This is a genomic window from Actinomadura sp. 1N219 (assembly GCF_044326405.1).
In the GTDB taxonomy this organism is placed as follows: Bacteria; Actinomycetota; Actinomycetes; order Streptosporangiales; family Streptosporangiaceae; genus Spirillospora.
Map to the genome: position 1 here is coordinate 1541292 of NZ_JBIRAY010000001.1, position 24415 is coordinate 1565706.

Annotated in this window: 26 protein-coding genes; 14 read left to right on the forward strand and 12 right to left on the reverse strand. The window is 72.4% G+C overall.

All coding sequences use genetic code 11. The features are described from left to right. Window positions 1-4: 4 nt before the first annotated feature. The 4 genes from ACH35V_RS07075 to nucS all read right to left on the reverse strand — a co-directional run bounded on the left by ACH35V_RS07075 (window position 5) and on the right by nucS (window position 2752). Window positions 5-799: a site-2 protease family protein gene (locus ACH35V_RS07075; protein WP_395970760.1), complete on the reverse strand. Its 795-nt coding sequence runs from the start codon at window positions 797-799 to the stop codon at window positions 5-7. 90 nt (window positions 800-889) lie between these two features. Then, complete coding sequence (locus tag ACH35V_RS07080) at window positions 890-1474, reverse strand: TetR/AcrR family transcriptional regulator (RefSeq protein WP_395970761.1); 585 nt, start codon at window positions 1472-1474, stop codon at window positions 890-892. A gap of 38 nt (window positions 1475-1512) precedes the next feature. Then, a complete protein-coding gene (locus ACH35V_RS07085) occupies window positions 1513-1920 on the reverse strand; it encodes a DUF3224 domain-containing protein (RefSeq protein WP_395970763.1) in 408 nt (135 codons plus the stop codon). A 151-nt stretch (window positions 1921-2071) separates the two neighbouring features. Further along, window positions 2072-2752 (reverse strand): endonuclease NucS, encoded by a 681-nt coding sequence (nucS, locus tag ACH35V_RS07090; protein ID WP_395970765.1) that lies wholly within the window; start codon window positions 2750-2752, stop codon window positions 2072-2074. Between the two features lie 147 nt (window positions 2753-2899). Between nucS and ACH35V_RS07095 the strand changes: the two genes are divergently transcribed. Together ACH35V_RS07095 and ACH35V_RS07100 are read left to right on the forward strand one after the other, a co-directional pair. Further along, window positions 2900-3091: a hypothetical protein gene (locus ACH35V_RS07095; protein WP_395970767.1), complete on the forward strand. Its 192-nt coding sequence runs from the start codon at window positions 2900-2902 to the stop codon at window positions 3089-3091. A 150-nt stretch (window positions 3092-3241) separates the two neighbouring features. Then, window positions 3242-3628, forward strand: a complete 387-nt coding sequence (locus tag ACH35V_RS07100; protein WP_395970768.1) for an SCO5389 family protein — start codon at window positions 3242-3244, stop codon at window positions 3626-3628. 64 nt (window positions 3629-3692) lie between these two features. Here the strand turns inward: ACH35V_RS07100 and ACH35V_RS07105 are convergent, their stop codons facing one another. Continuing rightward, entirely contained in the window at window positions 3693-4685 is a 993-nt protein-coding gene (locus ACH35V_RS07105) for an LLM class flavin-dependent oxidoreductase (RefSeq protein ID WP_395971142.1), read from the reverse strand. Between the two features lie 55 nt (window positions 4686-4740). On the opposite strand from ACH35V_RS07105, the gene ACH35V_RS07110 reads away from it, so the two are divergent. The 4 genes from ACH35V_RS07110 (at window position 4741) to ACH35V_RS07125 (ending at window position 8337) form a co-directional block, all read left to right on the forward strand. Further along, window positions 4741-6330, forward strand: a complete 1590-nt coding sequence (locus ACH35V_RS07110; RefSeq protein ID WP_395970770.1) for a 3-hydroxyacyl-CoA dehydrogenase family protein — start codon at window positions 4741-4743, stop codon at window positions 6328-6330. Between the two features lie 13 nt (window positions 6331-6343). Beyond that, window positions 6344-6670: an ATP/GTP-binding protein gene (locus ACH35V_RS07115; RefSeq protein ID WP_395970772.1), complete on the forward strand. Its 327-nt coding sequence runs from the start codon at window positions 6344-6346 to the stop codon at window positions 6668-6670. Window positions 6671-6694: 24 nt separating this feature from the next. Beyond that, window positions 6695-7417, forward strand: a complete 723-nt coding sequence (locus ACH35V_RS07120) for an alpha/beta hydrolase (RefSeq protein ID WP_395970774.1) — start codon at window positions 6695-6697, stop codon at window positions 7415-7417. A 128-nt stretch (window positions 7418-7545) separates the two neighbouring features. Beyond that, complete coding sequence (locus ACH35V_RS07125) at window positions 7546-8337, forward strand: alpha/beta fold hydrolase (protein WP_395970775.1); 792 nt, start codon at window positions 7546-7548, stop codon at window positions 8335-8337. Window positions 8338-8353: 16 nt separating this feature from the next. Here the strand turns inward: ACH35V_RS07125 and ACH35V_RS07130 are convergent, their stop codons facing one another. The 3 genes from ACH35V_RS07130 to mce all read right to left on the reverse strand — a co-directional run bounded on the left by ACH35V_RS07130 (window position 8354) and on the right by mce (window position 12118). Next, the gene (locus ACH35V_RS07130; RefSeq protein WP_395970777.1) at window positions 8354-9805 is read right to left on the reverse strand and encodes an AI-2E family transporter; all 1452 of its coding nucleotides are present in this window, start codon (window positions 9803-9805) and stop codon (window positions 8354-8356) included. A gap of 158 nt (window positions 9806-9963) precedes the next feature. Further along, the gene (locus tag ACH35V_RS07135) at window positions 9964-11289 is read right to left on the reverse strand and encodes a DivIVA domain-containing protein (RefSeq protein WP_395970779.1); all 1326 of its coding nucleotides are present in this window, start codon (window positions 11287-11289) and stop codon (window positions 9964-9966) included. Window positions 11290-11683: 394 nt separating this feature from the next. Continuing rightward, window positions 11684-12118 (reverse strand): methylmalonyl-CoA epimerase, encoded by a 435-nt coding sequence (mce, locus tag ACH35V_RS07140; RefSeq protein WP_395970781.1) that lies wholly within the window; start codon window positions 12116-12118, stop codon window positions 11684-11686. Between the two features lie 106 nt (window positions 12119-12224). Here mce and ACH35V_RS07145 point away from each other — a divergent pair, with 106 nt between their 5' ends. Next, window positions 12225-13406 carry an acetyl-CoA C-acetyltransferase gene (locus ACH35V_RS07145; protein WP_395970783.1) on the forward strand — a complete coding sequence of 394 codons (1182 nt, stop codon included), beginning with the start codon at window positions 12225-12227 and terminating at the stop codon, window positions 13404-13406. 134 nt (window positions 13407-13540) lie between these two features. Further along, on the forward strand, window positions 13541-14746 hold the full coding sequence (locus tag ACH35V_RS07150; protein WP_395970785.1) for a serine hydrolase domain-containing protein: 1206 nt from the start codon (window positions 13541-13543) through the stop codon (window positions 14744-14746). A 30-nt stretch (window positions 14747-14776) separates the two neighbouring features. Here ACH35V_RS07150 and ACH35V_RS07155 read toward each other — a convergent pair whose 3' ends face one another. The 3 genes from ACH35V_RS07155 to ACH35V_RS07165 all read right to left on the reverse strand — a co-directional run bounded on the left by ACH35V_RS07155 (window position 14777) and on the right by ACH35V_RS07165 (window position 18195). Continuing rightward, complete coding sequence (locus tag ACH35V_RS07155) at window positions 14777-15472, reverse strand: DUF4230 domain-containing protein (RefSeq protein WP_395970787.1); 696 nt, start codon at window positions 15470-15472, stop codon at window positions 14777-14779. Between the two features lie 124 nt (window positions 15473-15596). Beyond that, window positions 15597-17015, reverse strand: coding sequence for a hypothetical protein (locus ACH35V_RS07160; RefSeq protein ID WP_395970789.1), 1419 nt, complete (start codon window positions 17013-17015; stop codon window positions 15597-15599). Further along, complete coding sequence (locus tag ACH35V_RS07165) at window positions 17008-18195, reverse strand: ATP-binding cassette domain-containing protein (protein WP_395971143.1); 1188 nt, start codon at window positions 18193-18195, stop codon at window positions 17008-17010. The genes ACH35V_RS07160 and ACH35V_RS07165 overlap by 8 nt, the downstream gene beginning before the upstream one ends. A 232-nt stretch (window positions 18196-18427) precedes the next feature. On the opposite strand from ACH35V_RS07165, the gene ACH35V_RS07170 reads away from it, so the two are divergent. The 3 genes from ACH35V_RS07170 (at window position 18428) to ACH35V_RS07180 (ending at window position 21569) form a co-directional block, all read left to right on the forward strand. Next, window positions 18428-19384: a tetratricopeptide repeat protein gene (locus tag ACH35V_RS07170; protein WP_395970791.1), complete on the forward strand. Its 957-nt coding sequence runs from the start codon at window positions 18428-18430 to the stop codon at window positions 19382-19384. Between the two features lie 82 nt (window positions 19385-19466). After that, window positions 19467-20111 carry an AAA family ATPase gene (locus tag ACH35V_RS07175; protein ID WP_395970793.1) on the forward strand — a complete coding sequence of 215 codons (645 nt, stop codon included), beginning with the start codon at window positions 19467-19469 and terminating at the stop codon, window positions 20109-20111. Between the two features lie 54 nt (window positions 20112-20165). After that, on the forward strand, window positions 20166-21569 hold the full coding sequence (locus tag ACH35V_RS07180; RefSeq protein WP_395970795.1) for an NAD-dependent malic enzyme: 1404 nt from the start codon (window positions 20166-20168) through the stop codon (window positions 21567-21569). Between the two features lie 14 nt (window positions 21570-21583). Here the strand turns inward: ACH35V_RS07180 and ACH35V_RS07185 are convergent, their stop codons facing one another. Continuing rightward, window positions 21584-22222: a hypothetical protein gene (locus ACH35V_RS07185; RefSeq protein ID WP_395970797.1), complete on the reverse strand. Its 639-nt coding sequence runs from the start codon at window positions 22220-22222 to the stop codon at window positions 21584-21586. Between the two features lie 169 nt (window positions 22223-22391). Here ACH35V_RS07185 and ACH35V_RS07190 point away from each other — a divergent pair, with 169 nt between their 5' ends. The 3 genes from ACH35V_RS07190 to ACH35V_RS07200 all read left to right on the forward strand — a co-directional run bounded on the left by ACH35V_RS07190 (window position 22392) and on the right by ACH35V_RS07200 (window position 24360). Next, window positions 22392-22967, forward strand: a complete 576-nt coding sequence (locus ACH35V_RS07190; RefSeq protein ID WP_395970799.1) for a YqgE/AlgH family protein — start codon at window positions 22392-22394, stop codon at window positions 22965-22967. 10 nt (window positions 22968-22977) lie between these two features. Then, entirely contained in the window at window positions 22978-23244 is a 267-nt protein-coding gene (locus tag ACH35V_RS07195) for a DUF3039 domain-containing protein (protein ID WP_395970801.1), read from the forward strand. 198 nt (window positions 23245-23442) lie between these two features. After that, window positions 23443-24360, forward strand: coding sequence for a zinc metalloprotease (locus tag ACH35V_RS07200; protein WP_395970803.1), 918 nt, complete (start codon window positions 23443-23445; stop codon window positions 24358-24360). Window positions 24361-24415: the final 55 nt, after the last annotated feature.

The following is a 24415-nucleotide window of genomic DNA, read 5'->3' on the forward strand; positions in this document are numbered from 1 at the left end:
CGGATCACAGGTAGTCGTTCCACCACTGGAACAGCGAGTGCCCGACCTGGATCGGAAGCTCGCCCAGGCCCAGCACGCCGGTGACGTTGTAGATCAGGTCGAAGAAGGCCTCGTTGACCGGGCCCAGCCACAGCAGGGCGATCAGGACGAGGAAGACGTAGCCGCCGTAGGGGGTGAGCTGGTCCACCCAGCGGCGCGGCAGGTAGGGCTCGATGATCCCGAAGCCGTCCAGCCCGGGAATCGGCAGCAGGTTCAGGATCGCGGCCGTGACCTGCAAGAACGCCAGGAACGCCACGCCCAGCCAGAAGACGCCGTGGTCCTGGTGGGCGAAGTTCTTGTACAGGACGGCCAGCATCACCGCGAACATCGCGTTCGACAGCGGCCCCGCCGCCGAGATCAGGCTGTGCCTGATCCGGCCCGGGATCACGTGCCGGTCGATCCAGACGGCGCCGCCGGGCAGGCCGATCCCGCCGAGCAGGATGAACACCACCGGGATCAGGAAGCTGAGCAGCATGTCGGAGTACTTCAGCGGGTTCAGCGTCAGGTAGCCCTTGGCGACGACGCCGCGGTCGCCCGACCGGTACGCCATGTAGGCGTGCCCGAACTCGTGCAGGCACAGCGACAGCACCCACGCCGACAGGACGAACCCGAACACCGCGATCCGCGCCGCCATCGTCGGGTTCTCCCCGTACCGCCAGGCGACCAGGCCGCACAGGACGGTCGCCGCCACGATCCCGAGGAACACCGGGCTCGGCCGGACCGCCGCGGCCCCTCGCGTCCCGTGCGCAGTTCCCCTCATCGTTCCCGGCCCCTCTCGCCGCGCCGGCCGCCCGGCGTCCCGTCCAGCCTGATCTTCGCCGCCATCTCGGAAGCTACCTTCTCGCCGCGGTCATGGCGCCGCGATGACCGGAACGACATAGGTGCGCAGGAAGCGGCGCAGCCCGTCGGCGTCCCGGTCCCGGTCCATGACGATCAGCGAGGTGATGATCCGGAAGAGGAACTCGACCGTCCCCTCCACCTCGATGTCGGCCCTGAGCGTCCGCTGCCGCTGCGCCCGCTCGAAATGCGGCCGGACGTACTCGCAGCACAGCGCGAGCACGTGCTCCGCCGCGCCCGCCACCGCCGCCTGCATGTGGCCCGCCGCCTCCGGCGCCAGGAAGTGCGCCACGGCGGGCTCGCGCCGGACGTACTCGACCGCGTCCAGCGTGCCCTCCACGATCGCCTCCGGCACCGACCGCTCGGTGCGCAGCCGCTCGGCGAGCACGTCGAGGAAGCGGCGCAGGTCGCGCATCAGCACGGCCAGGATCAGCTCGTCCCGCCCGCCGGTGACGCTGCGGTACACGGTGGCCCGGGACAGGTTCGCCGCGGCGGCGATGTCCTCGACCGTCGTCCCGGCGACGCCGAAGCGGCCGAAACACTCTTCGGCGGCGTCGATGATCCGCTCGCGTGTCGCATCGGCGGTGACCGGGGGCATGCCTGAACATTACCGGCCGTCCGCCGCGGAACCGTTCCTCAGTCGAGCGTGTACTCCAGCGCCCAGGTGTGGCCGCCGTCCTCGGCGACGGTGATCTGGCCGAGGCCGCGGACGCCCGCCAGCTCGCCGGTGCCGGACGTCGGCACGATCAGCCACCGCAGCCACTGCGTGTCGGGCGTGCCGTCTTCGCTGCCCGCGCTGTGCTGCAGGACGAACGTCCCCTCGCGCCCGTGCAGGATGCCCTGGACGGTCTCGATCCCCACGTAGGCGACGGGCCCGGCGGCGGACTCCACGGTGATCAGTTCGCTGCTGCTCGTCCCGACGAGGTCGCCGTGGAACGTCTTGCCGACGTGGACCCGGGTCAGCTTGGTGCCGTTCTGCTCCTCATAGGGCTTCTCGGCTTCCCACGCGTCGATGTCGAAGCTGCCGCTGGCTTGAAAGGTCATGCCCGCAGTATTTACCCCATGGGGGCGACCCCCTGGAACCCCCGCCACGAGCCGGTCGATCCTCACGCCACGGTGCGGGTTCTGCGTGACCGTGCGGGATGGTGACCGTGCCGCTGCGGTCGCCCGGCTCGGCGGGTGACCCCGGTTGGGGTTAGAAGAGGGTTCCCTCGTGTTCGATGCCGCGGAGGGCGTCGTAGTCGAGGGTGACGCAGTCGATGCCGCGGTCGGTGGCGAGGACGCGGGCCTGCGGCTTGATCTCCTGCGCCGCGAAGACGCCGCGGACGGGCGCGAGGTGCGGGTCGCGGTTGAGCAGCTCCAGGTAGCGGGTGAGCTGCTCGACCCCGTCGATCTCGCCGCGCCGCTTGATCTCGATGGCGACGGTGGCGCTGCCCGCGTCCCGGCACAGGATGTCGACCGGGCCGATCGCGGTGGGGAACTCGCGGCGGATCAGCGTCCAGCCGTCCCCGAGCGTGGTGATGTGCTCGGCGAGCAGTTCCTGGAGGTGCGCCTCGACGCCGTCCTTCTGCAGGCCCGGGTCGACGCCCAGCTCGTGGCTGGTGTCGTGCAGGAACTCCTCGATGGTGAGGATGAGCCGCTCGCCGGACTTGCCGTGCGTGACCGTCCAGCGGGCGACGGCGCCGTTCTCCTCGTGCGGCTCCTCGCGCAGCGAGCAGGGCGGATTCATCCAGTTGAGGGGCTTGTAGGCGCGGTCGTCGGCATGGACGCTGACGCTCCCGTCCGCCTTGATCAGGATCAGGCGGAGTGCCATCGGCAGGTGGGCGGTGAGCTTGCCGGCGTAGTCGACGCTGCAGCGGGCGATAACGAGACGCACGGCGACCAACCCTAGTGCGGGCGGACGGCTAAGGCGCCCGGACGCCCGATATAAGGCGTCATGCCGATGTGGTGGCGGGGGCCTTAGAACGAGTCTCTTAACTGCGGGGCCGTGCTGTTCGGCCCGGCGGGGGACCTTGGAGGGGTCGTGTTCCACCACGAGATCATGCAGTCGATCATGCAGGAGCGGGGCCGCGAGCTGCGGGCGGAGGCGCGGGCCGTCAGGGCCGGACGGACGGCGCGCCGGGCCCGCGAGTACTGGGCGGAGCGCGCCGCCGCCACCGCCCGTCCCGTCCGGCGGCGGCGGCCGTCCGGGCACGGCGCCGCGCAGCCGCGCTGACCGCGTCCCGGCTCGCGGGGGCGGCCGGGACACGAGACGGCGCGGCGGTTCGCCGGTCCGGGGCATAGCGGAATGAAAACCTTTGTCAAGCCTGGTTTTCTCGGGGACGCGTGATTAGCGTCGTTGGCATCCGACGAAAGGACCCCCGCAATGTCTCTTGACGTGACCCCGGAACTCCTGGAGACGGCGAAGCAGGGCGAGGTCGGCGACGCGGAGTTCGTCGAGTGCATCAAGACGTCCCTCCCGTACGCGTGGGACATGGTCAGCGGCCTGGTGGCCCGGCTGCAGGTGGACGGCGGCGAGTTCGCCGACAACCACACGCCGCCGCCGGACGAGCAGGCCCGCGGCCAGCTGCTCCGGGTGCTCGCGAGCGACTCGATGCGCGGCGCGCTGGAGCGCTACTTCGGCGTCCGGCTGGCGTTCCAGAACTGCCACCGCGTCGCCGTCTTCCCGGACGGCGGCTCGGACGCCTACCGCACGTTCGTGACGCCCCGCGAGCAGATCCTCAACCAGTCGCCCGAACTCCGCGACTGCTGATCTACCGTCGCGGCGCGCCGAGCGGTTCGGCGCGCCGCGCATCAGCACCTAGGAAAAGCAGCCGTCACTTCTCGGCGACGGCGGAGCGGACCTTCGGCAGGACGTCCGCGCCGAGCCGGGCGATGTTCTCCAGCGTGGCCTCCCGGGACCCGGCGGCCTCGACCAGCAGGACCAGATGCCGGACGCCGGTGCGTTCGGCGGTCGTCACGAGCGACTCCACGCAGTCGTCCGGCGAACCCACGGGATGAAGCTCGCACATGCGGCGCGTGTAGCCGACCGGGTCGCGGGACGGCCGCGGACGATCGTCCACGGCGACGTAACCCTCCAGGCCAGGCCCGAGCCAGCGCGGCATCTCGTCCATGAGCGTCTTGACGGCCTCCTCTCGCGTGTCGGCGACCTGCGCCACATGGGTCGAGATGTGCGGGGCGTCCGGCAGCCCGTGGCGGGCCACGGCGGCGGCCTTCTCGTCCGGCCCGACGTGCATGCCCAGCAGCATCGGCAGCCCCCGCGCCGCGGCCAGCGATTCCGTCGCCGGGGACGTGCACGCGACCGTCACCGACGGCGGTGCAAGCGCGCGCGGGACGACCGGCACTTCACGGAACCGGAACTGCTCCCCGTCCCACGCGACCCTGTCGGAACGCAGCCACGCCAGCAGCAGGTCCAGTGACTCGGCGAAGCCGTGCTCGTAGCGGTCGAGACCCGTGCCGAAGACCTCCAGGTCGCGCCACGGGCCGCCGCGTCCGACGCCCAGGCGGAACCGGCCGCCGGACAGCAGCGACAGCATCGCGGCCTGCTCGGCCAGCGCCACCGGATGCTGGTTGGACAGCACGCTGACCGCCGTCCCCACGTCGATCCGGCCGGTGGCGGCCAGGATGTGCCCGGCGAGGACGGTCGCGGACGGGACGACCCCGTACGACATGAAGTGGTGTTCCGCGAGCCACACGTCGTCGAACCCGGCGTGTTCGGCGGCGAGCGCCGCCTCGACGGTCCGGGAGAGGGCCGCGGCGTCGTTCTGGCCGGGGAAACGGGCGGTGAGGAGGAAGATTCCGAGGCGCACGTCCCCGTCGTACCCGGCATCGTGGACGCCTGCGCGCTCTGCGAGACTGCCGTCCATGACTGGTCGTTCGTTCAGCAGGGTCGGGGTCGTCGGACTGGGCACGATGGGCGCGGGGATCGCCGAGGTGCTGGCGCGCGGCGGCCTCGCCGTCGTCGGCGTCGAGGTGGACCGGGACGCGCTGGAACGCGGGCGCGGGCACCTGGAGACCTCGACCGGACGGGCCGTCAAACGCGGGCGCCTCAGCGAGGAGGCGCAGCGGGAGATCCTCGACCGCGTCACGCTCTCCGTCGACTTCGCCGACCTGGGCGACTGCGACCTGGTCATCGAGGCCGTCCCGGAACGGCTCGACCTGAAGCGCAAGGTCTTCGCCCAGCTTGACCGGGTGTGCCGCGACGACGCCGTCCTCGCCACGAACACCTCCTCCCTGCCGGTCACGGACATCGCGGCCGGGACGGGCCGTCCGGCCAAGGTCGTCGGGGTGCACTTCTTCAACCCGGCGCCGGTGATGAAGCTCGTCGAGGTCATCGCGACCGTCCTCACCGAGCCGGACGCCGCCGCCCGCGTCGCCGAGCTGGTCAAGGGCCTCGGCAAGACACCGGTCTCGATCGGGGACCGGGCCGGGTTCGTCGCGAACCGGCTGCTCTTCGGCTACCTGAACCAGGCCGCGGCGATGCTGGAGTCCGGGCACGCCACCCGCGACGACATCGACTCCGCGATGACGGCCGGCGCCGGGCTGCCGATGGGCCCGTTCACCCTCATGGACCTGATCGGCCTCGACACCTGCCTCCAGGTGCTGGACGCGATCTACGCCGAGTCCCGCGACCGCCGCCACGCCGCCTCGCCGATCCTCCGCGAGCTCGTCACCGCCGGGCTGCTCGGCCGCAAGACCGGCCGCGGCTTCTACGCCTACGACGGCGGCAAAGCGGCCAAGCCGGACGCACCGGACGCGCCGGACGGCCCGCCGCCGGTCGTCGGCATCGTCGGCGTCGGCCCGCTCGCGGACGCGATCCGCGCCCTGTGCGACCGCGCGGGCACCCAGGTCCGCGACTCCGCCGCCGAGCTGGCCGGCTGCGACCTGGTCATCGAGGCCGCGGAGGACGCCGAGGCCGGCCGGGCGCTGCTGTCCGCCGCCGCCCAGGCCGTCAAGCCGGGCACGGTGCTCGCCGTCACGTTCGCGGACGGGTCGGTGATCCGGCAGGCCATGGCGACCGGACGTCCCGCCGACGTCGTCGGGCTGCACCTGCCCGAACCGGCGGCCCAGGCGAACCCGCTCGCCGAGATCGCCGCCACGGTCGCGACCGCGCCCGGCGTCGCGGACCGGGCCGCCGACCTCGCCGGACGCCTCGGGCTCACCGTCGTCCGCTGCCGCGACCGCGCCGGGTTCATCGTGGATGCGCTCCGATTCCCGTACCTGAACGACGCCGCCGCCATGCTCGGCGCCGGATACGCCGACGCCGACTCGATCGACGCCGCGATGACGCTCGGCTGCGGATACCCGACCGGCCCGATCGCCGACCTCGACCGCCTCGGCCTGGACCGCGCGGTCACCGTCCTGCGCGCCCTCCACACCGAGACCCGCGACCCCGCCCTCGCCCCGGCCCCGCTCCTCGTCGAACACGTCACAGCGGGCAGCCCGTTGCGCTGAATATCCTCGAAGCATGAGTCCCCGCAAGAACCGCCGTGCCGTCTCCGGTCGCCCTGGGAAGGGCGCTGGGGGCGGCGGGGGCGGGTCGTGGGCTCAGGAGACCGAGGAGGGGCCGGACGGGGAGTGGATCGTCCGGGCCGTGTCCGGGGCGGGCGCGGCCAAGGCGTACCGGTGCCCCGGATGCGATCAGGAGATCCCGCAGGGCGCCGCGCACGTCGTCGCCTGGCGGGCGGACGACCAGGGCGGCGAACACCGGCGGCACTGGCACCGCCCCTGCTGGCAGGCACGGTCCCGGCGCTCGCCCAAGGTGCAGCGCTCGCGCAACGCGCCCCGCTACTGACGCGCCCCGCTACTAAGGAGATTCATGGCTGAGATCAGGGCGTCCACGGTGCTGCCGGCGCGGCGCGAGGAGATCACGCTGCACACGTCCGACGGGCTGGAGCTGGTCGGCGAGGTGGCCCTGCCCGTCGACAGGCCGCCGGTCGCGACGCTGGTCTGCCTGCATCCGCTGCCCACGGCCGAGGGCATGATGGACAGCCACGTGCTGCGCAAGGCGTCCTACCGGCTGCCCGCGCTCGCCGGCCTCGCGGTGCTGCGGTTCAACACGCGCGGGACGACGTCCGCGCGCGGCACGAGCCAGGGCGAGTTCGGCGAGGGGGAGACCGAGCGGTTCGACGTCGCGGCGGCGCTGGAGTACACCGAGTACCACGATCTGCCGCGCCCGTGGCTGCTCGGCTGGTCGTTCGGGACCGAGCTGGCCCTGAAATGGGGCCGCGACCCGCTGGTCGAGGGCGCGATCCTGCTGTCCCCGCCGCTGCGCCGCGCGGCCGACGCCGACCTGGACGCCTGGGGCGCGGACGGGCGGCCCGTCGTGGCGCTCGTCCCCGAGTTCGACGACTTCCTGCGTCCGGCGGAGGCGCGGGAACGGTTCAAGCGCGTCCCGCAGGCCGAGGTGATCGCGGTCGACAACGCCAAGCACCTGTGGGTGGGCGAGCCGTACGTGCGGATCGTGCTGAACGAGATCGTGCGGCGGGTCGCCCCGGCGGCCGCGCCGCTCCCCACCGAATGGGACGAACCGGACAAGTAACTCCATGCGGCCGGTCACGGCCATTTCCGTCACGCCTGCCCCGATAGCGGGTAACGATGGTGGAGCCGGCGCGTTCCGGCCGCCGCGCCCACGGCGGCCCTCGGCGACGCCGTCCGGGAGGGCCGCCCATGACCGTGCAGCTGTACGCCAGGGACGTCGGATCCGGCCCGCCGCTCGTCCTGCTGCACGCGTTCCCGCTCTCCTCGGCGATGTGGCTCGCCCAGCGGGAGGGCCTCGCCGACCGGTTCCGGGTCATCACGCCCGACCTGCGCGGCTTCGGCGGCTCGCGGCTCGGCGACGACGAACCGTCCGTCGACGCGATGGCCGACGACGTCGCCCTCCTGTTCCGGCGGCTCGGCGTCCGGCGGGCCGTGGTCGGCGGGCTGTCCATGGGCGGCTATGTCGCGATGGCGCTGTGCCGGCGGCACCCCGACCTCGTCCTCGGGCTCGTGCTCGCCGCCACCCGCGCCGCCGCCGACACCGGGCCCGTCCGGGAGAACCGGCTGCGGCAGGCGGGACGGCTCGACGGCGACGGCGCCACGCGGGTCCTCGTGGACGAGGTGCTGCCCGCGCTCGTCGGGCCCACCACGTACCGGCAGCGCGCCCTGATCTACGGGCGCGTGCGCGGGCTCGTCCAGGCCACGCCGCCGCGGGCCGCCGCGTGGGCGCAGCGCGCGATGGCGGGACGCCCCGAGTCGTTCGGCACGCTCCGCGGCCTCCGCGTCCCCGCGCTCGTCATGATCGGGGACGAGGACACCCTGGCCACCGAGGACGAGGCCCGCGCCATGGCGGACGCGGCGCCGAACGCGGAACTGCTCGTCATCCCGCGCGCCGGGCACCTGTGCGCCGTCGAGCAGCCGGACCTGTTCAACCAGGCCGTGGCCGAGTTCGCAGCCGCCCTCGCCCGGACCGCCCACTGACCGCCCGGACCGGCCGCTACATCGTCTCCTGGCGTGGCACGACGATCTCGCGGATCAGCAGCGAGATCGCCGCCGCGGTCGGGATCGCCAGCAGCGCGCCGACCACCCCGAGCAGCGCCCCGCCGACCAGCGCCGCCACGATCGTCACCGCGGGCTGGACGTCGACCGTCCGTTTCATCACCCGCGGATAGACCACGTAGTTCTCGAGCTGCTGGTAGATCAGGTAGAAGATCGCGCAGACGATCAGGTCGGTGACGTTCCCGGTGAGGAACGCGACCAGGCACGCCACGACCGCGCCGATCGTGGCGCCGATCAGCGGGATCAGGTCGGTCACCGCGACGATCAGCGCCAGCGCGAGGGCGTATTTCACCCCGAGGATCGACAGGAAGACGTACGAGATGGTGCCCGCGATGAACGCGATCGTGAACTGCCCGGCGACGTAGCCGCCGATCCGGTCGAGGATCTCGTCGCCGAGCAGCGCGACCCTCGCCCTCCGGGAACGCGGCGCCAGCTTGTAGAAGAACGTCTTGATCTGCGGCAGCGAGCTCATGAAGTACAGCGTCAGGATCAGGATGGTGACCGTCTGGAAGACGCCGCTGACCGCGACCTTCCCGATCCCGGTGGCGATGTCGGTGAGGCTCTTCTGGAAGTCCTCGCCCTTCACCGTCTCCTCGGCGCGGTCCAGCAGCCCGTACCGCTTGTCCCAGTTGGCGAGCGTCTTGTTGTCCTGCAGCTGCTCGACGTACTCGGGGATGTTCTTGCGCAGCTCGGTGACCTGCTCGGACACCGGCTGGACGAGCGAGGCCACGAACCCGGCGAAGAACAGGATCACGACCAGGAACACCGCCGCGACCGCCGCGGACCGCGGCAGCCCGAACCTGCGGAGCCGCTCCACGGCCGGGTTGAGCCCGACCGCCAGGAACATCGCGACCACGATCATCACGATCACGGATTTGGCGTTGGACGCGGCCTGCACCAGCAGCCACGCGGTGATGACGCCGAGCGCGGCGGTGAACCCGAACACGAACGGGTGGGCGCGGCCGAGCGGCTGGCCGGGCCGTCCGAACGGGAAGCGGTGGTCGACGCCCGCCTCGCGCCTGCGCTGCTCGACGTCGTGCGCCGGGTCGGGCGCGCCCGGGTCGGGCGTCACCTGCGTACCCGCCGCCGTCGCCGTGGGCGCCGGGAGATTGACCGGGGCGCCGGTCGCCGGGTCGCGCTCGCCGACGGGCTCGTCGATCTTCTCGGGCCTCAACGCACCGCTCGGCGCCACGACCTCCGAGTCCGGCTCGGCGGGTTCGGTGGGTTCGGCGGGTTCGGCGGGTTCGGCGGGTTCGGATGGGGCGGGGCGGGCGGACGTGTCCTCTTCGTCGGCGGGTGGGGCGGGTGCGGGGACCTTGCCGCCGGTCGCCGGGCGCGCGTCGCCGTGCGTCGCCTCCTGGCCGTCCTCGTGGGGGGTCTGGTCGGGCACGCCGCTCTCCTCTTTCCGTCCGGCCGCAGTCGCCCGCCGACCCGGCGGCCCGGCCCCGGACAGGCGACTACGTGGTAAGACGTAGGAAAGCCTAGAGGCGTTTCCGGCCTCTAGGCTTCCCGTCGCACGTCGACCGCGTCACGCGGTCGTGAACCGGCTCACTCCTGCCACCAGTCCTCGTCGTCCTCGTCGGACTTCTTGGCCTGGCCCTGCTTGGCCGGCGCGCCCTTCGCGGCCGGCTGCTGCTGCTTCGGCTGCTGCTGCGCCGGGGCCGGCTTGGGGTCGGCCGCGGGGATCGCGGCCTTCTCCGGGGGCGCGGCCAGCTCGGCGTCGCCGCCCATCGTCGGCGCGACGCCGCCGATGAGCTGGCGCAGCTGGTTGAGGTGGCTGGTGATGCTGTCCCGCTGCCGGGTGAGCTCGTCCACCTGCCGCTGCGCCGCCGTCCGGACGCGGTCGGCCTCGGCCTTGGTCTCGGCGAGCAGCTGCTCGGCCTGCGCCTTGGCCTCGGCGATGACGTTGTCGGAGTTCTTGCGGGCGTTGGCCATGAGCTGCTTGGCGTGCGAGTCGGCCTCGCGCCGGGTCTGCTCGGCCTGCTGGGTCGCCTTCGCGGCCCGCTGCTCGGCCGACGCGGCGCGCTGCTCCGCCTCGGCGACCAGCTTCTGCGTGGCCTGCTGGGCCGCGGAGTGGCGCTCCGCGTCCTGCCGGTCGGCCTCCTCGCGGCGGGCGGCCAGCTGGATCTCGAACTCGGCCTCCGCCTGGGCGCGCTGGGCCTCGCTCTCCTCGAGGATGCGCTGGGCCTGGGCCCGCATCTCGTCGGCCTGCCGCTTGGCGGTGGTGAGGATCTCGTCCCGCTCGCGCTTGGTGGACGCGCGCAGCTGCGCGACCTCGCGCTCGGTCGTGGTCCGCAGCTTCGCGATCTCACGCTCGGCGGCGGCGCGCTTCTCGGCGACCTCGTGGTCGGCGGTGGCGCGCAGCTTGGCCACCTCGCGCTCGGTCGTGGAGGTCAGCTCGTCAGCCTCGCGGCGGGCTGACGTGCGCACCTCCTCGGCCTCGCGCTCGGCCGCGCCGCGCATGTCGTCGCCCTCGCGCTGGGCGTTGGCGCGCAGCTCGGAAGCGTCGCTCTCGGCGTTCGCGCGCTGCTCGGCGGCGTCGACCTTGGCGGCGGCCTTGATCTCGTTGGCCTCGGACCTGGCGGCCTGCACGAGCTCGGTGGCCTGCTCCTCGGCCAGCCGGAGCAACTGCTCGATGCGGGCGCCGAGCCCGGAGTAGGTGGGACGTTCCTGTTCCTGAAGCTGACGGTGGGCGTCCGACAGTTCCCGCTGCAGGGCCTGGGTCTGCTCGCGGGTCTGCCGGACCTCGTTGTCGAGCGATTTGATGTGCTCGTCGACCTGGTGCCGGTCGTAGCCGCGGAGCACCACGTCGAACTCGCGTGGGGGCGTGTCTTCGAAGAAGTTGCTGAGCTGGGCGTCGATGTCGGACTGCATGTGGCTCAATCCTGGATGTGACGGGGCTACCAGTGGTTCCGGGGACCGGTTGATCGCCTGGCATGACGGCATGACGGGCTCCATGACGGGCTCAGTGCCCCAGACCTCTTCCGGCGAATGAAGCCTACTCCCGACACTGCCGTGTTGGGGGTTCATCTTGACACGCTGCGTGGTTTGTCTGCTTTGTGATTGGACGGACCGGGTCCGAGAGACCGCAGGTGCCGGGCCCACAAATACACCAAATGTGTCTGAACGGTCACAGAGCGGCGGTCAGGGTCGGGCCGTCCGGCCGGGTGATATCGAACACGTCACGATCCGGTCGCACCCCGGCGCCGCGGCGCCGCAAGCCCCGCGGCGCCGCCGCCGCAGGCTCTCCGGCGCCGGCACCGCAAGATCATGCGGGGTCTCGGCGCTTCTGGACGAGCTCGGTGAGGACGCCGTGGCAGTCCTTCGGGTGCAAAAAGTTGATCAAGGATCCCATGGATCCGTTGCGCGGCGCGTCGTACAGCACGCGGACGCCCTTTCCCGCGATTCCGGCGGCCTCGTCGGCGACGGTCCCGTCCGTCCCGAACGCGATGTGGTGCACGCCCTCGCCGTTCTTCGCCATCCACTTGGCGACCGCGGAGTCGTCCCGGATCGGCTGGATCAGCTGCAGGTAGCTCGCCGCGCCGTCCCCGGTGTCGTTGATCTTGAGCATGCACTCCCGGACGCCCTGCTCCTCGTTCACCTCGAAGTGGGCGTCGGCGAAGCCGTAGGTCGCCTGGTAGAACTCGACGGTCGCCTCAAGATCGTGACAGGCGATGCCGATGTGGTCGATACGGGTCAGCACGGGCGTTCTCCCTACTCGGACGGCCAGGCGGGGCCGAACGGAACCGGACGGTGTCGTCCTGGGTATCGTGGCAAACGTCGCCCACGCACCCCTTGGAGGCCCCTGAATGTCCGTGATCGTCGCCGGCGCGCGCACCCCCATCGGACGGCTGACGGGCTCGCTGAAGGACTTCTCCGCGGCCGACCTCGGCGCCCACGCGATCAAGGCCGCGCTGGAGCGGGCCGGCGTGACCGGCGAGCAGGTGCAGTACGTGATCCTCGGCCAGGTGCTGCAGGCGGGCGCGGGACAGATCCCGTCCCGGCAGGCGGCGGTCAAGGCGGGGATCCCGATGAGCGTCCCGTCCGTCACGATCAACAAGGTGTGCCTGTCCGGGCTGGACGCGATCGCGCTCGCCGACCAGTTGATCCGGGCGGGCGAGTTCGACATCGTCGTCGCGGGCGGCATGGAGTCGATGACGCAGGCGCCGCACCTGCTGCCGAAGTCGCGCGGCGGCTACAAGTACGGCTCCGTCGAGGTCCTCGACCACATGGCCTACGACGCGCTGACCGACGCCTTCGACGGCCTTTCCATGGGCGAGTCGACCGAGCACCACAACGCCAAGCTGAACATCTCCCGCGAGGAGCAGGACGAGTTCTCCGCCCGCTCCCACCAGCGCGCGGCCGCCGCCATCAAGAACGGCGTGTTCGACGAGGAGATCGCTCCGGTCGAGATCCCGCAGCGGCGTGGCGAGCCGGTCGTGTTCGGCACGGACGAGGGCGTCCGCGGCGACACCACCGCCGAATCCCTCGGCAGGCTGCGCCCGGCGTTCAGCAAGGACGGGACGATCACCGCGGGCTCGTCCTCGCAGATCTCCGACGGCGCCGCGGCCGTCGTCGTGATGTCCAAGGCGAAGGCGCAGGAGCTGGGGCTCACCTGGCTCGCCGAGATCGGCGCGCACGGCAACGTCGCCGGGCCGGACAACTCGCTGCAGTCCCAGCCGTCCAACGCGATCAGGCACGCTCTCGGCAAGGAGGGCCTGAGCGTGGACGACCTCGACCTCATCGAGATCAACGAGGCGTTCGCGTCGGTGGGCGTCCAGTCGATGCGCGACCTCGGCGTCGGCCCCGAGAAGGTCAACGTCAACGGCGGCGCCATCGCGCTCGGGCACCCGGTCGGCATGTCCGGGGCGCGCATCGTCCTGAGCCTGGCCTACGAGTTGAAGCGGCGCGGCGGCGGCGTCGGCGCCGCCGGCCTCTGCGGCGGCGGGGGCCAGGGCGACGCCCTCATCCTCCGCGTCCCCGGCGCCTGAGCGGGGCCGCTCCGCCTAGGCGGGGTGGGGCTGGCACCAGTCCCGCCTCACCGGGCAGCCGCATCGTGCCCGCGCGTTCATGATCTCTAGCCTCGACGGACCGCACCGGACGACGAGGACTGGAGGAGCCGGCGATGCACTCGGACGCCGCGCGTGCGCGGAGGAGGCGTGGGCCACTGGCCGTGACCGGGGCCCTGATTCTCACGGCGGGGGTCGCGGTCGCGCCCGGCTCGGCCTCGGCCTCGGCGGGCGCCGATCCCGGCGATCGGCTGCGGCGTGACGTCGAAGGGCTGCACCGCCTCGGCATCACCGGTGTGCTCGCGGAGGCGCACACGCCGGAGGGACGAATCGCCGCACGCGCCGGCGTCGCCGACCTGCGGACCGGACGGCCCGTCCCGCCCGGCGCCCATTTCCGCGCCGCCAGCATCACCAAGACCTACGTCGCGACCGTGGTGCTCCAACTCGCCGGTGAAGGACGCCTCCGCCTGGACGACACCGTGGAGCGATGGCTGCCGGGGCTCGTCCGGGGCAACGGCAACGACGGACGGAAGATCACGGTCCGCCATCTGCTTCAGCACACCAGCGGCCTGCACAACTTCCTGCTGGACGTCCCGCTCCTGGAGAGCGCCGGCTACTACCGCGAGCATCGCTTCGACGACTACACGCCCGAGCGGCTCGTGGGTCTGGCGCTTGCGCACGAGCCCGACTTCCAGCCCGGCGAGACCCACCCCGACGGGACGCCGAAGTGGAACTACTCCAACACCGGCTACGTCCTGCTCGGCATGATCATCAAGAGGGCGTCCGGCAAGGACTGGCAGGACGAGGTCGGCGACCGCGTCATCCGCCCGCTCCGGCTTCACGGCACGTACGTTCCGGGGAATCGGGTGACGCTGCGGCGGCCGTTCGTCCGCGGCTACCACCAGTACGGCGCGGACGCGCCGCTGACCGACGTCACGCTCCTGGACCCGAGCGTGGCGGACGCGTCCGGCGCCATGATCACCACCCTTGGGGACAACAACCGGTTCTTCCTGGCGCTCATCGGCGGGCGGCTGGTCCCGGCGCCGCTGCTCGCCCAGATGCAGCAGACCGTCCCGACTCGATGGGACGGCCCGTACGGGGGCTCCCGGTACGGGCTCGGCCTGTTCTGGTATCCGCTGCGCTGCGACCGCGCGGGCTACTGGGCGCACGGCGGCGACATGCTCGGCTACAAGATCCGCGAAGGCGTCCGCGCGGACGGCGGCCGCGCCGTCACCGTCGCGATGGCGACCCAGCTCGCCGGTGAGCCCGCCGACCGTCAGGGCATGGCCGCCAGGACGACGATCGAGAACGCGCTCTGCTGACACTGCGCCCTCGCCCCCGCCTCTGCTCCGTCACTGGGATGAGGGGGTGATGGTCACGGTCGTGAAGCCGAGGGCCTTGAGCATGTTCTCCAGCATCGTCTTCGTGTTCGCGTCGGCGCGTTCCTTCAGGCCGCTCTGCGCGGCGGCCGTCTGGATCTTCTGGGACGCCAGCACGTAGAGCTGCTGCTGGTCGTTCGGGTTGCTGCTGAAGAAGTCGCCGAAGCGGTCGAACAGGCCGCGTTCGGTGGCGTGGACGTAGCTGTGCTTCGGGTCCAGGTTGGTCTTCTCCATCTGGGCGGGCGGCAGCGTGATGGTCGCGGTCGTCCGGTCGGCGTTCACCTTGACGGCGCCCGAGCCCAGCTTCGAGAAGTCCACATAGGCGTCGACGGAGCCGTTCCCGACGAACAGGGTGCGCTCGCCGCGCAGGCCGTCCGGCAGGAACTTGGCGTCCTTCTCCAGGTCGACGATGACCTGGAAGTTGCCGCTCGCCGCCTCGTAGCGGTGCAGGTCGCGGATCGACTGCAGCAGGACGGGCCCGCTGCGGTCCTTCGTCTCCTCGGCGAACGGGTTCAGCCAGCCGGGGAGGCCGCGCAGGGCCTGCTGGGCCAGCAGCACGACCGCGATGGTCGCGACGATGAGCAGTGCGGGCGCGAGCAGCCCGGCGCGCCGGGGCAGAACGGAGAAGGACCTGCGGGGCGCGTCGTTCTTCTGTTCCGAGCGAGCCATGTACGGGGCTTTCCCGCCTGGATCGTCCCGTATCTGGCGAGACGGTTAGGTCGGTGTGGGCGAAGAAGGCCCGCTGGTCGCCGGACCGTCGCCGGGCCGGGCCGCCGCCGGGCCGTCCGCCGTCTCAGCCTCCGCGCGCCCCGTGGTGTCCGCCGCGTCCTCCGCTGTGTCCTGCGTGTCCTCCGTGGCCCGCGTGTCCGGCGTGGCCTGTGCGGCCCAGGGCCTTTCGCTTCGGGACGGTGACGCGCGAGTCGGCCGCGGCGCGTCCCGACTGCTGTCCGGGCTGGACGGTGCGTGTCCCCGTCGTCCGGAAGTCGGCCGGGCCGAGCGCGCACGCGCGGTAGGCGGCGAAGTGCAGGCGCAGCCAGGCGCGCCGATGGCCCTCGCTCCACGAGGCGAACCGGCGCGCGGCGCGGACGTCGGGGACGGCGGGGGAGTCGTCGCCGAGGAGCCACGCGTCGACCATCGCGCGGTAGCCGTTCGGCTGGCCCACGCAGGTGCGGGTGTCCTTGAGGCTCTCGCTGATCTGCCGGACGGCCCGCGCCGCGTACCCGGGCGACAACTCCTCGTCGAGGTGGACGGTGGCGACGCCGTCCGTGACCGCGATCGGCGCCCACGCCGGGCGCTGCTCCACCGTGGTGAACGCGCCCGGCGTCCCGTTCAGCCGCGCGGCGAGGGGAGTGGCCGCCGCCATCAGCCTGGGCAGCGCGTCGCGCAGCGCGGGGTGGACGCACACGGTCAGCGGCCACTCGCGGCACACCGGCTCGGCCGCCACCTGCGCGACCGTCCCGCCGCCCGAGCGGTGCAGGCCGAGCGTGGCGGTGACCGTCGTGGCCAGCGCCACGACCAGCGGCAGCACGATCAGGAAGCGCCGCGTCGCCCACATCACGTAGCCGAGGATCAGCGCGGCGGTCAGCCCGGCCGTCCAGGTGACCTGGTCGGCGAGGACCCCGGGACGGAGGGTGGTGAACAGGGCGAGGTTGTCGAACGCCGCCGGGGGAAGCAGGCTCCACCACGACACGCCGGGGACGCGGGCCGCCGCCCACACCGACGTCACGGCGACGACCAGGGCCGCTGTGGCGCGATGCGGCACGACGCGTCCGGTCAGATAGCCCACGACGACGTGCAGGACGAGCGAGCCCGCTCCCGCCGCCACGCCCAGCGGGTGCGGGCTCCCGGTCTCCGCCTGCGCGAACGTGACGACGACGACCACCAGCGTCACCGCGACATACGAGGCCAGCGCGGCGGCGGACAGCAGCAGCAGATCGAACAGCACGCCCGTGGCGGGCGAACGGGCCGTGAGGTCGCGCAGATAGTCGAGCGGACGTTCCCGCACCGCCGTCCACGCGGCCAGGCCCGCCGCGACGGGCCCCAGGTAGCGGACGGCGTTGAGCAGCGCGACGACGGTGTTGTCCCAGTAGGCGACCGTGGTGCACAGCGACAGCGCGGCCGCCGTCGTCCCGACCGCGGTCAGAACCGGCACCGCGACCAGCAGTGCCGTGCGACGGGCGTCCAGCCGGAGCACCCGTCCCAGGTCAGACACCGGTGGCGCTCCCGGCGGGCGGCCGCCTCGCCCGCGGCCTCGCCAGCTGCGGCAGCGGCAGTTGCGGCAGGGACAGCTGCGGCAGCGCCGGCCGGGGCAGCGTCAGCCGCGCGGGACGACGATGACCCGCCGCCTTCCTCTTCCGCGGGCCCGCGGCGCCCGCATCGCCGCCGACCCCGGCGTCGCACGAGTCGGCGTCCGGAGCCACGCCGTCAGGATCCGCAGAGTCAAGGGGCGAGCCGTCTTGGGCGATGGCGCCGAGGACGCGGCGGTCGGCGGGGGTGCGGCCGCGGTGGGCGGCGGCCGAGTGGGTGGGCTGCTCGGTCAGCCGGCCGCGGGCGAGCGTGAGGAGCCGGTCGCACCAGCCGGTGAGCGTCTCCGGGGCGTCGGCGGTGATCATCACCGTCGGGGCGAGGGAGCGGAGGACCGGGATCAGCTCGGCCATGGCGGCGGTGAGCGCGTGGCGTCCGGGACCGGCGGCGCCGGTGGGCCAGGGTTCGGCGGCGGCGCACAGGTCGCCGAAGGGATCGTCCAGGAGGACGACGTCCGGCTCGTGGACGCACGCGGCGGCGAGCCCCGCGCGGAGGCGGACGTCGGCCGGCAGCAGCGCGAGCTCGGTGCCGGCGGCCTCGGCGAGGTCGAGCCGCCGCATCGTGGAGCGCGCGGTGGACGCGCTCGTCCGCTTGTAGTAGGCCGCGTACTCGACGAACTCGCCCGCGGTCATGTGCTCCGCGCGGGAGAACCGCGCCGGCAGGTATCCGATGCCGGCCCGCGCCGCGCGCAGGGCGGTGGCGTTCGTGATGTCGTGTCCGAGAATGTGCAGCGCGCCGGCATTCGGCCTGCGCAAGGTCGCGAACGTGGCCAGCAGAGTGGATTTACCGGCACCAGGTGGACCGGCCAAGCCGACCACGCCTTCGGGAACGCCGAAGGTCACCGGGCGCAGGAGCCACCGCCCCCCGCGGCGGACACCCATTCCTCGGGCCACGATCACGGAATGCTCCGCGATCACAAGATTCCCCCCATAGCTTGTCATGCGGTCGCGGCGCCGGCCGGGAGCCCGGTGCGGCGGATGCGCCGGTGGCCTCGGTCCCCCAACCCTGCCACTCGTCGCCCGCCCGACCGGGCCTCCGCCGTTCGGCGGGCCCGGCGCGCCGGTCGCTTTAGCCGTGCCGCGATGCATCGACACGGTGACTATAACCGGGCTTGGTGATGCCTGTCAGCAATCTTTTTGCCTTTACGTCGGTACTCCTGGATTCTTTGCCCGCCGCACCGAAGGTGAGAATTAGAAAAAGGCGGACAATTGTCGAACTATCCGCCGGATCGGGACGGGATGGGCGTCCGGCGCGGGCGGCGCGGTCCGCTTGGAGCGGACGGACGCGCAGCCACCGGCGGTCATGGGGCAGGATGGACCCATGTCTTCTCGGGACTTTTCGTTGCACGGGGCCATCGATCTGGGGGCGCGCCAGGCGGCCTCCAGGAAGCAGCAGGAACGCCGCGCCCAGGGCGGCGCGGCCGCGGGTGCGGCCGAGGGCGCCGGGCAGTACGTGGTGGACGTCACCGACCAGACGTTCAACACCGAGGTCGTGGAGCGGTCGCAGTCCGTCCCCGTCCTCGTGGACTTCTGGGCCGAGTGGTGCGGGCCGTGCAAGCAGCTCTCGCCGATCCTGGAGAAGCTCGCCACCGAGGCGGCCGGCAAGTGGATCCTCGCCAAGGTCGACATCGACGCCAACCCGCAGCTCGGCGCGTACATGCAGCAGATGGGCGTGCGCGGCATCCCGTTCGTCGCGGCGGTCGTCGCCGGGCAGCTGCTGCCGTTCCTGAACGGCGCCGCGCCCGAGGCGCAGGTGCGCCAGGCCATCGACCAGCTCTTCGAGGCGCTGCGCAAGGAGGGCATCCTGCCGGACGCCCCCGAGGGCGAGGAGCAGATCGCCGCGGACGAGGGGGAGGCGCCCGCCGCCGACCCGGTCTACCAGCAGGCGCAGGAGGCCTTCCACAGCGGCGACCTGGACGGCGCCAAGGCGGCGTTCGACCGGATCCTCGCGGCCGACCCGCGCGACGTCCAGGCCAAGCAGGGCCTCGCGGCGGTCGAGGTGAGCATCCGGGTGCGGTCGCTGGACGCAGAGCGCGTCCTCCGGGAGGCCGCGGAGAAGCCCGGCGACGTGCAGACGCAGATCAGCGCGGCCGACGTGGAGATGGTGTCCGGACGGCCGGAGCAGGCGTTCGAGCGGCTGGTGTCGGCGGTCCGGGCGAGCGCGGGCGACGACCGCGACGCCGCGCGCAAGCACCTGCTGTCGCTGTTCGAGGTCCTGCCGCCGGACGACCCGCGCGTCGCCAAGGCCCGCCGCTCCCTCCAGTCCGCCCTGTTCTGACCAGAGTCCGCCCTGTTCTGACCAGGAGCGTTCCGCGCCGCTCGCGAGTTCCGTCCATGCCCTGAGCGGGCATGGACGGGATGTGAGCGCGCGCGTGGTGACCATCTCCGCCACGTACGGGACGGGCGGTTCGAGCGTCGGCCCCGCCGTGGCGGACCGGCTCGGGCTGCGCTTCGTCGACCGCGCCGTCCCCGAGCTCGTCGCCGGCGAGATCGGCTGCACGCTGGAGGAGGCGCTCGCCCACGACGGCCGCGCCGAGAGCGGCATCGGCCGGATCCTCGCCGGGGCGGCGCGGCTGCCCACCGTCGCGCTCGGCATGGACGTCTACATCCCCGACCACGGGTTCGTCCCGCCCGAGGAGTTCGTCGAGCGCACCGAGAGCGTCATCACCCGCATGGCCGAGCGCGGCGGCGCCGTGCTGCTGGGCCGGGCGGCGGCGGTCGTGCTGGCCGGACGGGAGGACGCGCTGCACGTCCGGCTGGACGGCCCGAGGGAGCGCCGCCTCGCCCGCGCCATCGCCGCCGAGCCGCCGGAGGCGTCCGGGCCTCCCGACCGTGATGTTGAGCGTATGCTCGAAGACAATGACCGCGCCCGGACGGCCTACGTGAAGCACTTCTACGGGGTCGACCCCGCCGATCCACGGCTCTACCACCTCGTGATCGACGCGACGAGGCTGCCCGCGTCCGCGACCGCCGACCTCATCGTCGGGGCGGCGCGGGCGTTCTGAGCCGTCGGCCGGGCCGGGCCGCGGCCCCCACCCGGAGCAGAGGGAGCAGTAGTCGTGGCGAGCGTGCCGAGCGTGTCGTACTCCATCACCGTGCGGCTGGAGGTGCCGGCCGGCGGCCGGGCGGTCAGCCAGATCACCCACGTCGTGGAGAACGCCGGCGGCATCGTCACCGCCCTCGACGTCAACACCGCCGGGCACGAGACGCTCCGCATCGACGTCACGATCGCGACCCGCGACACCCAGCACGCCGAGGCGATCGCCGCGGCGCTGGAGCAGATCGAGGCCGTCAAGATCCACAAGGTCAGCGACCGGACGTTCCTGATGCACCTCGGCGGCAAGATCGAGATGCAGTCCAAGGTGCCGCTGCGCAACCGCGACGAGCTGTCGATGGCGTACACGCCCGGCGTGGCCCGCGTCTCCCTCGCGATCGCCCGCAACCCCGAGGACGTCCGCCGGCTGACGATCAAGCGCAACAGCGTCGCGGTCGTGTCGGACGGCTCCGCCGTGCTCGGCCTCGGCAACATCGGCCCGGAGGCGGCGCTGCCCGTCATGGAGGGCAAGGCGGCGCTGTTCAAGCGGTTCGCCGGGATCGACGCCTGGCCGATCTGCCTCGACACCCAGGACACCGACGAGATCGTCCGGACGGTCCAGATCATCGCGCCCGCGTTCGGCGGCATCAACCTGGAGGACATCTCCGCGCCGCGCTGCTTCGAGGTCGAGGCCCGGCTGCGCGAGCTGCTCGACATCCCCGTCTTCCACGACGACCAGCACGGCACCGCGATCTGCGTCCTCGCCGCGCTGACGAACGCGCTGGGCGTCGTCGGCAAGGACCTCGGCTCCGTCCGGATCACGATGGCGGGCGCGGGCGCGGCGGGCAGCGCCATCCTGAAGCTGCTGATCCACGCGGGCGCCCGCGACCTCGTCGTCTGCGACTACCGCGGCGCCGTCCACGCGGGCCGCGACGACCTGGACGACTCGCTCCGCTGGATCGCGGGCAACACCAACGCCGGCGGCTACGCGGGCGACCTGCGCGGCGCCGTGAAGGACGCCGACGTGTTCATCGGCGTGTCGGCCCCCGGGATCCTGAACGGCGACGACATCGCGACGATGAACGACGACGCGATCGTGTTCGCGCTCGCCAACCCCGAGCCCGAGGTATCGCCGGACGAGGCCCGCGAGCACGCCGCCGTCGTCGCCACAGGACGCAGCGACTACCCCAACCAGATCAACAACGTGCTGGCCTTCCCGGGCGTGTTCCGCGGCCTCCTCGACGCGCAGGCCGACGGCGTCACGCTGGACATGCTCGCCGCGGCCGCCAAGGCCCTCGCGGAGGTCGTCACGCCGGACGAGCTGGGCCCGAACTACATCGTCCCGAGCGTGTTCCACCCGGAGGTCAGCACCCGCGTGGCCGGCGCCGTCCGCGAGGCCGCCGGCGGCCGCCCCCGCACGGAAGCCTGACGCGAGACGAGAGCTTAGGAATTCTTCTTCGAGAAGATCTGGTCGCGGCGGCGGGGCCAGATCCCGCCGTACCAGAAGATGATCGCGCCGGTGAGGATGATGCCGACGCCGGTCGCGGCGCGCGCCCACAGGAGGTCGTCGGGCCCGGTGTGGGGGAGCTTGTCCGGCGGGGTCCTGGTCGGCTTCGGCGTCGCCGCCGGCCCTCCGCCGGCCTTCGCGCAGTTCGCCGTGACGGTCTTGGTCTCGATCCGCTTGTTCGCCCAGTTGACCGTGATGCGGGTGCGGCGGTCCTCGCGCAGCCGGACGGCCACCGTCCGGGACGAGTCCGGCCGGATCTGGCCGGGGATCGCGGCGCTGTCGTCGTTCTTCTCGATCCCGAAGTCCTCGGTCTTGTTACCGGTGTTGCGGACGGTGACGTTCACCGTCCGCGCCGGGCACGACACCGACCCGACGCTGGCCGTCACGGCCTGCCCGGGTTTCGACCCGGGCGGCGGCGTGCTCGGCTTGGAGCCGGTGGGGGACGGGCTGGAGGTGGTGTTGGCGGACGCGGCGCGCTCCGAGTCCGGCGACACCCAATTGATCAGGGCCGGGATCGCGATCAGCGCTCCGATCACGAAGAACACGGCGGCGATGACGACCCTGGGCAACTGCATCGCTGTCCTCCCCGGCCCGCCGGCGGGCGCCGAGCGGGTGGCCGATGATCCTAGATCATTGTCGACCTAGGTTCTTGTGGTGCCGATATCCCCATCGATAGGAATGCGTAACAGGCTAACGAGCCCTGGGACGTGCCGCCGGAGGTCCGCGCAACGCATGATGGAACGCATGGAAGACGGGATCAGGGTCGGGCTCCTGCTGGTGGCGACCCCTCAGCTGGAGGATCCGAATTTCCGGCGGAGCGTCGTCCTGCTGGTCGAGCACGACGTCGAGGGCGGGACGCTCGGCGTTGTCCTCAACCGGCCGACCGAGGTACCGGTCGACCGCGTCCTGCCGCCGTGGGCCGAGCTCGTCACCGGACCGGCCGTGGTGTTCCAGGGCGGCCCGGTCGCGCTGGAGAACGCGCTCGCCCTGGCCCGTCTCCCCGGCGAGGACGAGCCGCTCGGCTGGCGCGCCCTGGACGGCGGCACGGAGGTGGCCAGGGTCGGCCTGGTCGACCTGGAGGCCCCGCCCGGCCTGCTGGCCGCCGAGCTGCTGCAGTTCCGGGTGTTCGCCGGCTACGCCGGATGGTCGGCGGGGCAGCTGCGCGCGGAGATCGAGGACGGCTCCTGGTATCTGGTGCCGGCCGAGGCGGGGGACGTGTTCGCCGCCGACCCGGACGGGCTGTGGCGGCAGGTGCTGCGCAGGCAGGGCGGCGACCTGGCCTTCGTCTCCACGTTCCCCGAGGACCCGACGCTGAACTAAGGTGAAGCACGTGAGTACGAAGATCCTGCCCGACGGCGACACCCAGACAGATGTGCGGCCGGACCTCTCGCACGGTGACGGCGACCATGAGCGGTTCGCGCACTATGTGAAGAAGGCGAAGATCACCGAGAGCGCGGTGAGCGGCACGCCCGTGATCGCGCTGTGCGGCAAGGTCTGGGTGCCGAACCGGGACCCGAAGAAGTTCCCGGTGTGCCCGGAGTGCAAGGAGATCTACGAGTCGATGAAGCCGGGCGGCGGCGGCAAGGGCGACGAGTGACCGGCCGCCGCTGAGCGGCGGCCGAGGGCGCGTCGCCGGCATCGGCATGCGCGCGTGAGAGGTCCCGCGGTCGGGGGACGACCGCGGGGCCCTCCCAGTTCCACGGGGCTTGTACACATCTACGGGGGATCAATGCGGCGGATCGCCGGGGTTTCACTCTGCGCACTACTGGTCACACTGGGTGCCGTTCCGGGTTCGGTGAGTGACCGCGACCAGGTCACCGACCGAACGCCGGTCGCTGACCGGACGCGGGTCAAGGCCGCTCCAGCGGCGGCAAAGGACGACGGGTGCCCTCCAGAGGGCGACGCGCGAAGGACGCACCCCCGCGACCATGCCGATCTCGGCCACGACCAGGTCGTCGCCATGCTCGCCGACCTTCGCCGGACGCTCGTCGACCGGTTCGGCACGTCCGACGAGAAGCGCCTCGACTCGGCGCTGCGCAGGGCGCGGCATGTCGTCGTCCCGGTGCGGTTCCATGTCGTCCACAGTGGGGGCAAGGGGCGGCTGTCCAAGGCGGCGGTCCAGCGGCAGGTCTCCACGCTGAACGCCGCGTACGGCGGGAAGAAGGGCGGCGCCGACACGCGCGTCAGGTTCCGCCTCGTCGGCTACGACCGGACGAACAAGCCCTCGTGGTTCCACCATCCGCGCAGGAACGAGCGCGCGATGAAGAAGCGCCTGCGCAAGGGCGGACGCGGCACGCTCAACGTCTTCACCGCCGCCGTGGGCACCGACGTGCTCGGCTTCGCCACGTTCCCCCACCAGTACAAGAAGGACCCGCGCATGGACGGTGTCACCATCGACTACCGCAGCCTGCCGGGCGGGCCGTACAAGCCGTTCGACCGCGGCTACACGGCCGTCCACGAGATCGGGCACTGGCTCGGGCTGCTGCACACCTTCGAGGGCGGGTGCCTGCCGCCGGGCGACGGGGTGGCCGACACACCGTACGAGGCGGCGCCGGCGGAAGGATGCCCTGACTACCGCGACACATGCCCGCAGCGCGGCGACGATCCCGTGCACAACTTCATGGACTACGCCCACGACACCTGCATGCAGGAGTTCACCGCAGGCCAGGGCCGCAGGATCCGCGCCGCGTGGGCCGCGTACAGGGGCCGCTGACGGCGGACGCGGGTTGTGGATCTCGGCACAAGTGAGGCCGCGGCGGCGCGATCTG

Excerpts from the sequence above, each read along its gene's own strand:
- ACH35V_RS07120 (WP_395970774.1), top strand. The coding sequence starts at position 6,695 with ATGGCTGAGATCAGGGCGTCCACGGTGCTGCCGGCGCGGCGCGAGGAG.
- ACH35V_RS07170 (WP_395970791.1), top strand. The coding sequence starts at position 18,428 with ATGTCTTCTCGGGACTTTTCGTTGCACGGGGCCATCGATCTGGGGGCG.
- ACH35V_RS07165 (WP_395971143.1), bottom strand. The coding sequence starts at position 18,195 with ATGCATCGCGGCACGGCTAAAGCGACCGGCGCGCCGGGCCCGCCGAAC.
- ACH35V_RS07135 (WP_395970779.1), bottom strand. The coding sequence starts at position 11,289 with ATGCAGTCCGACATCGACGCCCAGCTCAGCAACTTCTTCGAAGACACG.
- ACH35V_RS07115 (WP_395970772.1), top strand. The coding sequence starts at position 6,344 with ATGAGTCCCCGCAAGAACCGCCGTGCCGTCTCCGGTCGCCCTGGGAAG.
- ACH35V_RS07150 (WP_395970785.1), top strand. The coding sequence starts at position 13,541 with ATGCACTCGGACGCCGCGCGTGCGCGGAGGAGGCGTGGGCCACTGGCC.
- ACH35V_RS07085 (WP_395970763.1), bottom strand. The coding sequence starts at position 1,920 with ATGACCTTTCAAGCCAGCGGCAGCTTCGACATCGACGCGTGGGAAGCC.
- ACH35V_RS07080 (WP_395970761.1), bottom strand. The coding sequence starts at position 1,474 with ATGCCCCCGGTCACCGCCGATGCGACACGCGAGCGGATCATCGACGCC.
- ACH35V_RS07125 (WP_395970775.1), top strand. The coding sequence starts at position 7,546 with ATGACCGTGCAGCTGTACGCCAGGGACGTCGGATCCGGCCCGCCGCTC.
- ACH35V_RS07100 (WP_395970768.1), top strand. The coding sequence starts at position 3,242 with ATGTCTCTTGACGTGACCCCGGAACTCCTGGAGACGGCGAAGCAGGGC.
- ACH35V_RS07185 (WP_395970797.1), bottom strand. The coding sequence starts at position 22,222 with ATGCAGTTGCCCAGGGTCGTCATCGCCGCCGTGTTCTTCGTGATCGGA.
- ACH35V_RS07075 (WP_395970760.1), bottom strand. The coding sequence starts at position 799 with ATGAGGGGAACTGCGCACGGGACGCGAGGGGCCGCGGCGGTCCGGCCG.
- ACH35V_RS07155 (WP_395970787.1), bottom strand. The coding sequence starts at position 15,472 with ATGGCTCGCTCGGAACAGAAGAACGACGCGCCCCGCAGGTCCTTCTCC.
- ACH35V_RS07190 (WP_395970799.1), top strand. The coding sequence starts at position 22,392 with ATGGAAGACGGGATCAGGGTCGGGCTCCTGCTGGTGGCGACCCCTCAG.
- ACH35V_RS07145 (WP_395970783.1), top strand. The coding sequence starts at position 12,225 with ATGTCCGTGATCGTCGCCGGCGCGCGCACCCCCATCGGACGGCTGACG.
- ACH35V_RS07110 (WP_395970770.1), top strand. The coding sequence starts at position 4,741 with ATGACTGGTCGTTCGTTCAGCAGGGTCGGGGTCGTCGGACTGGGCACG.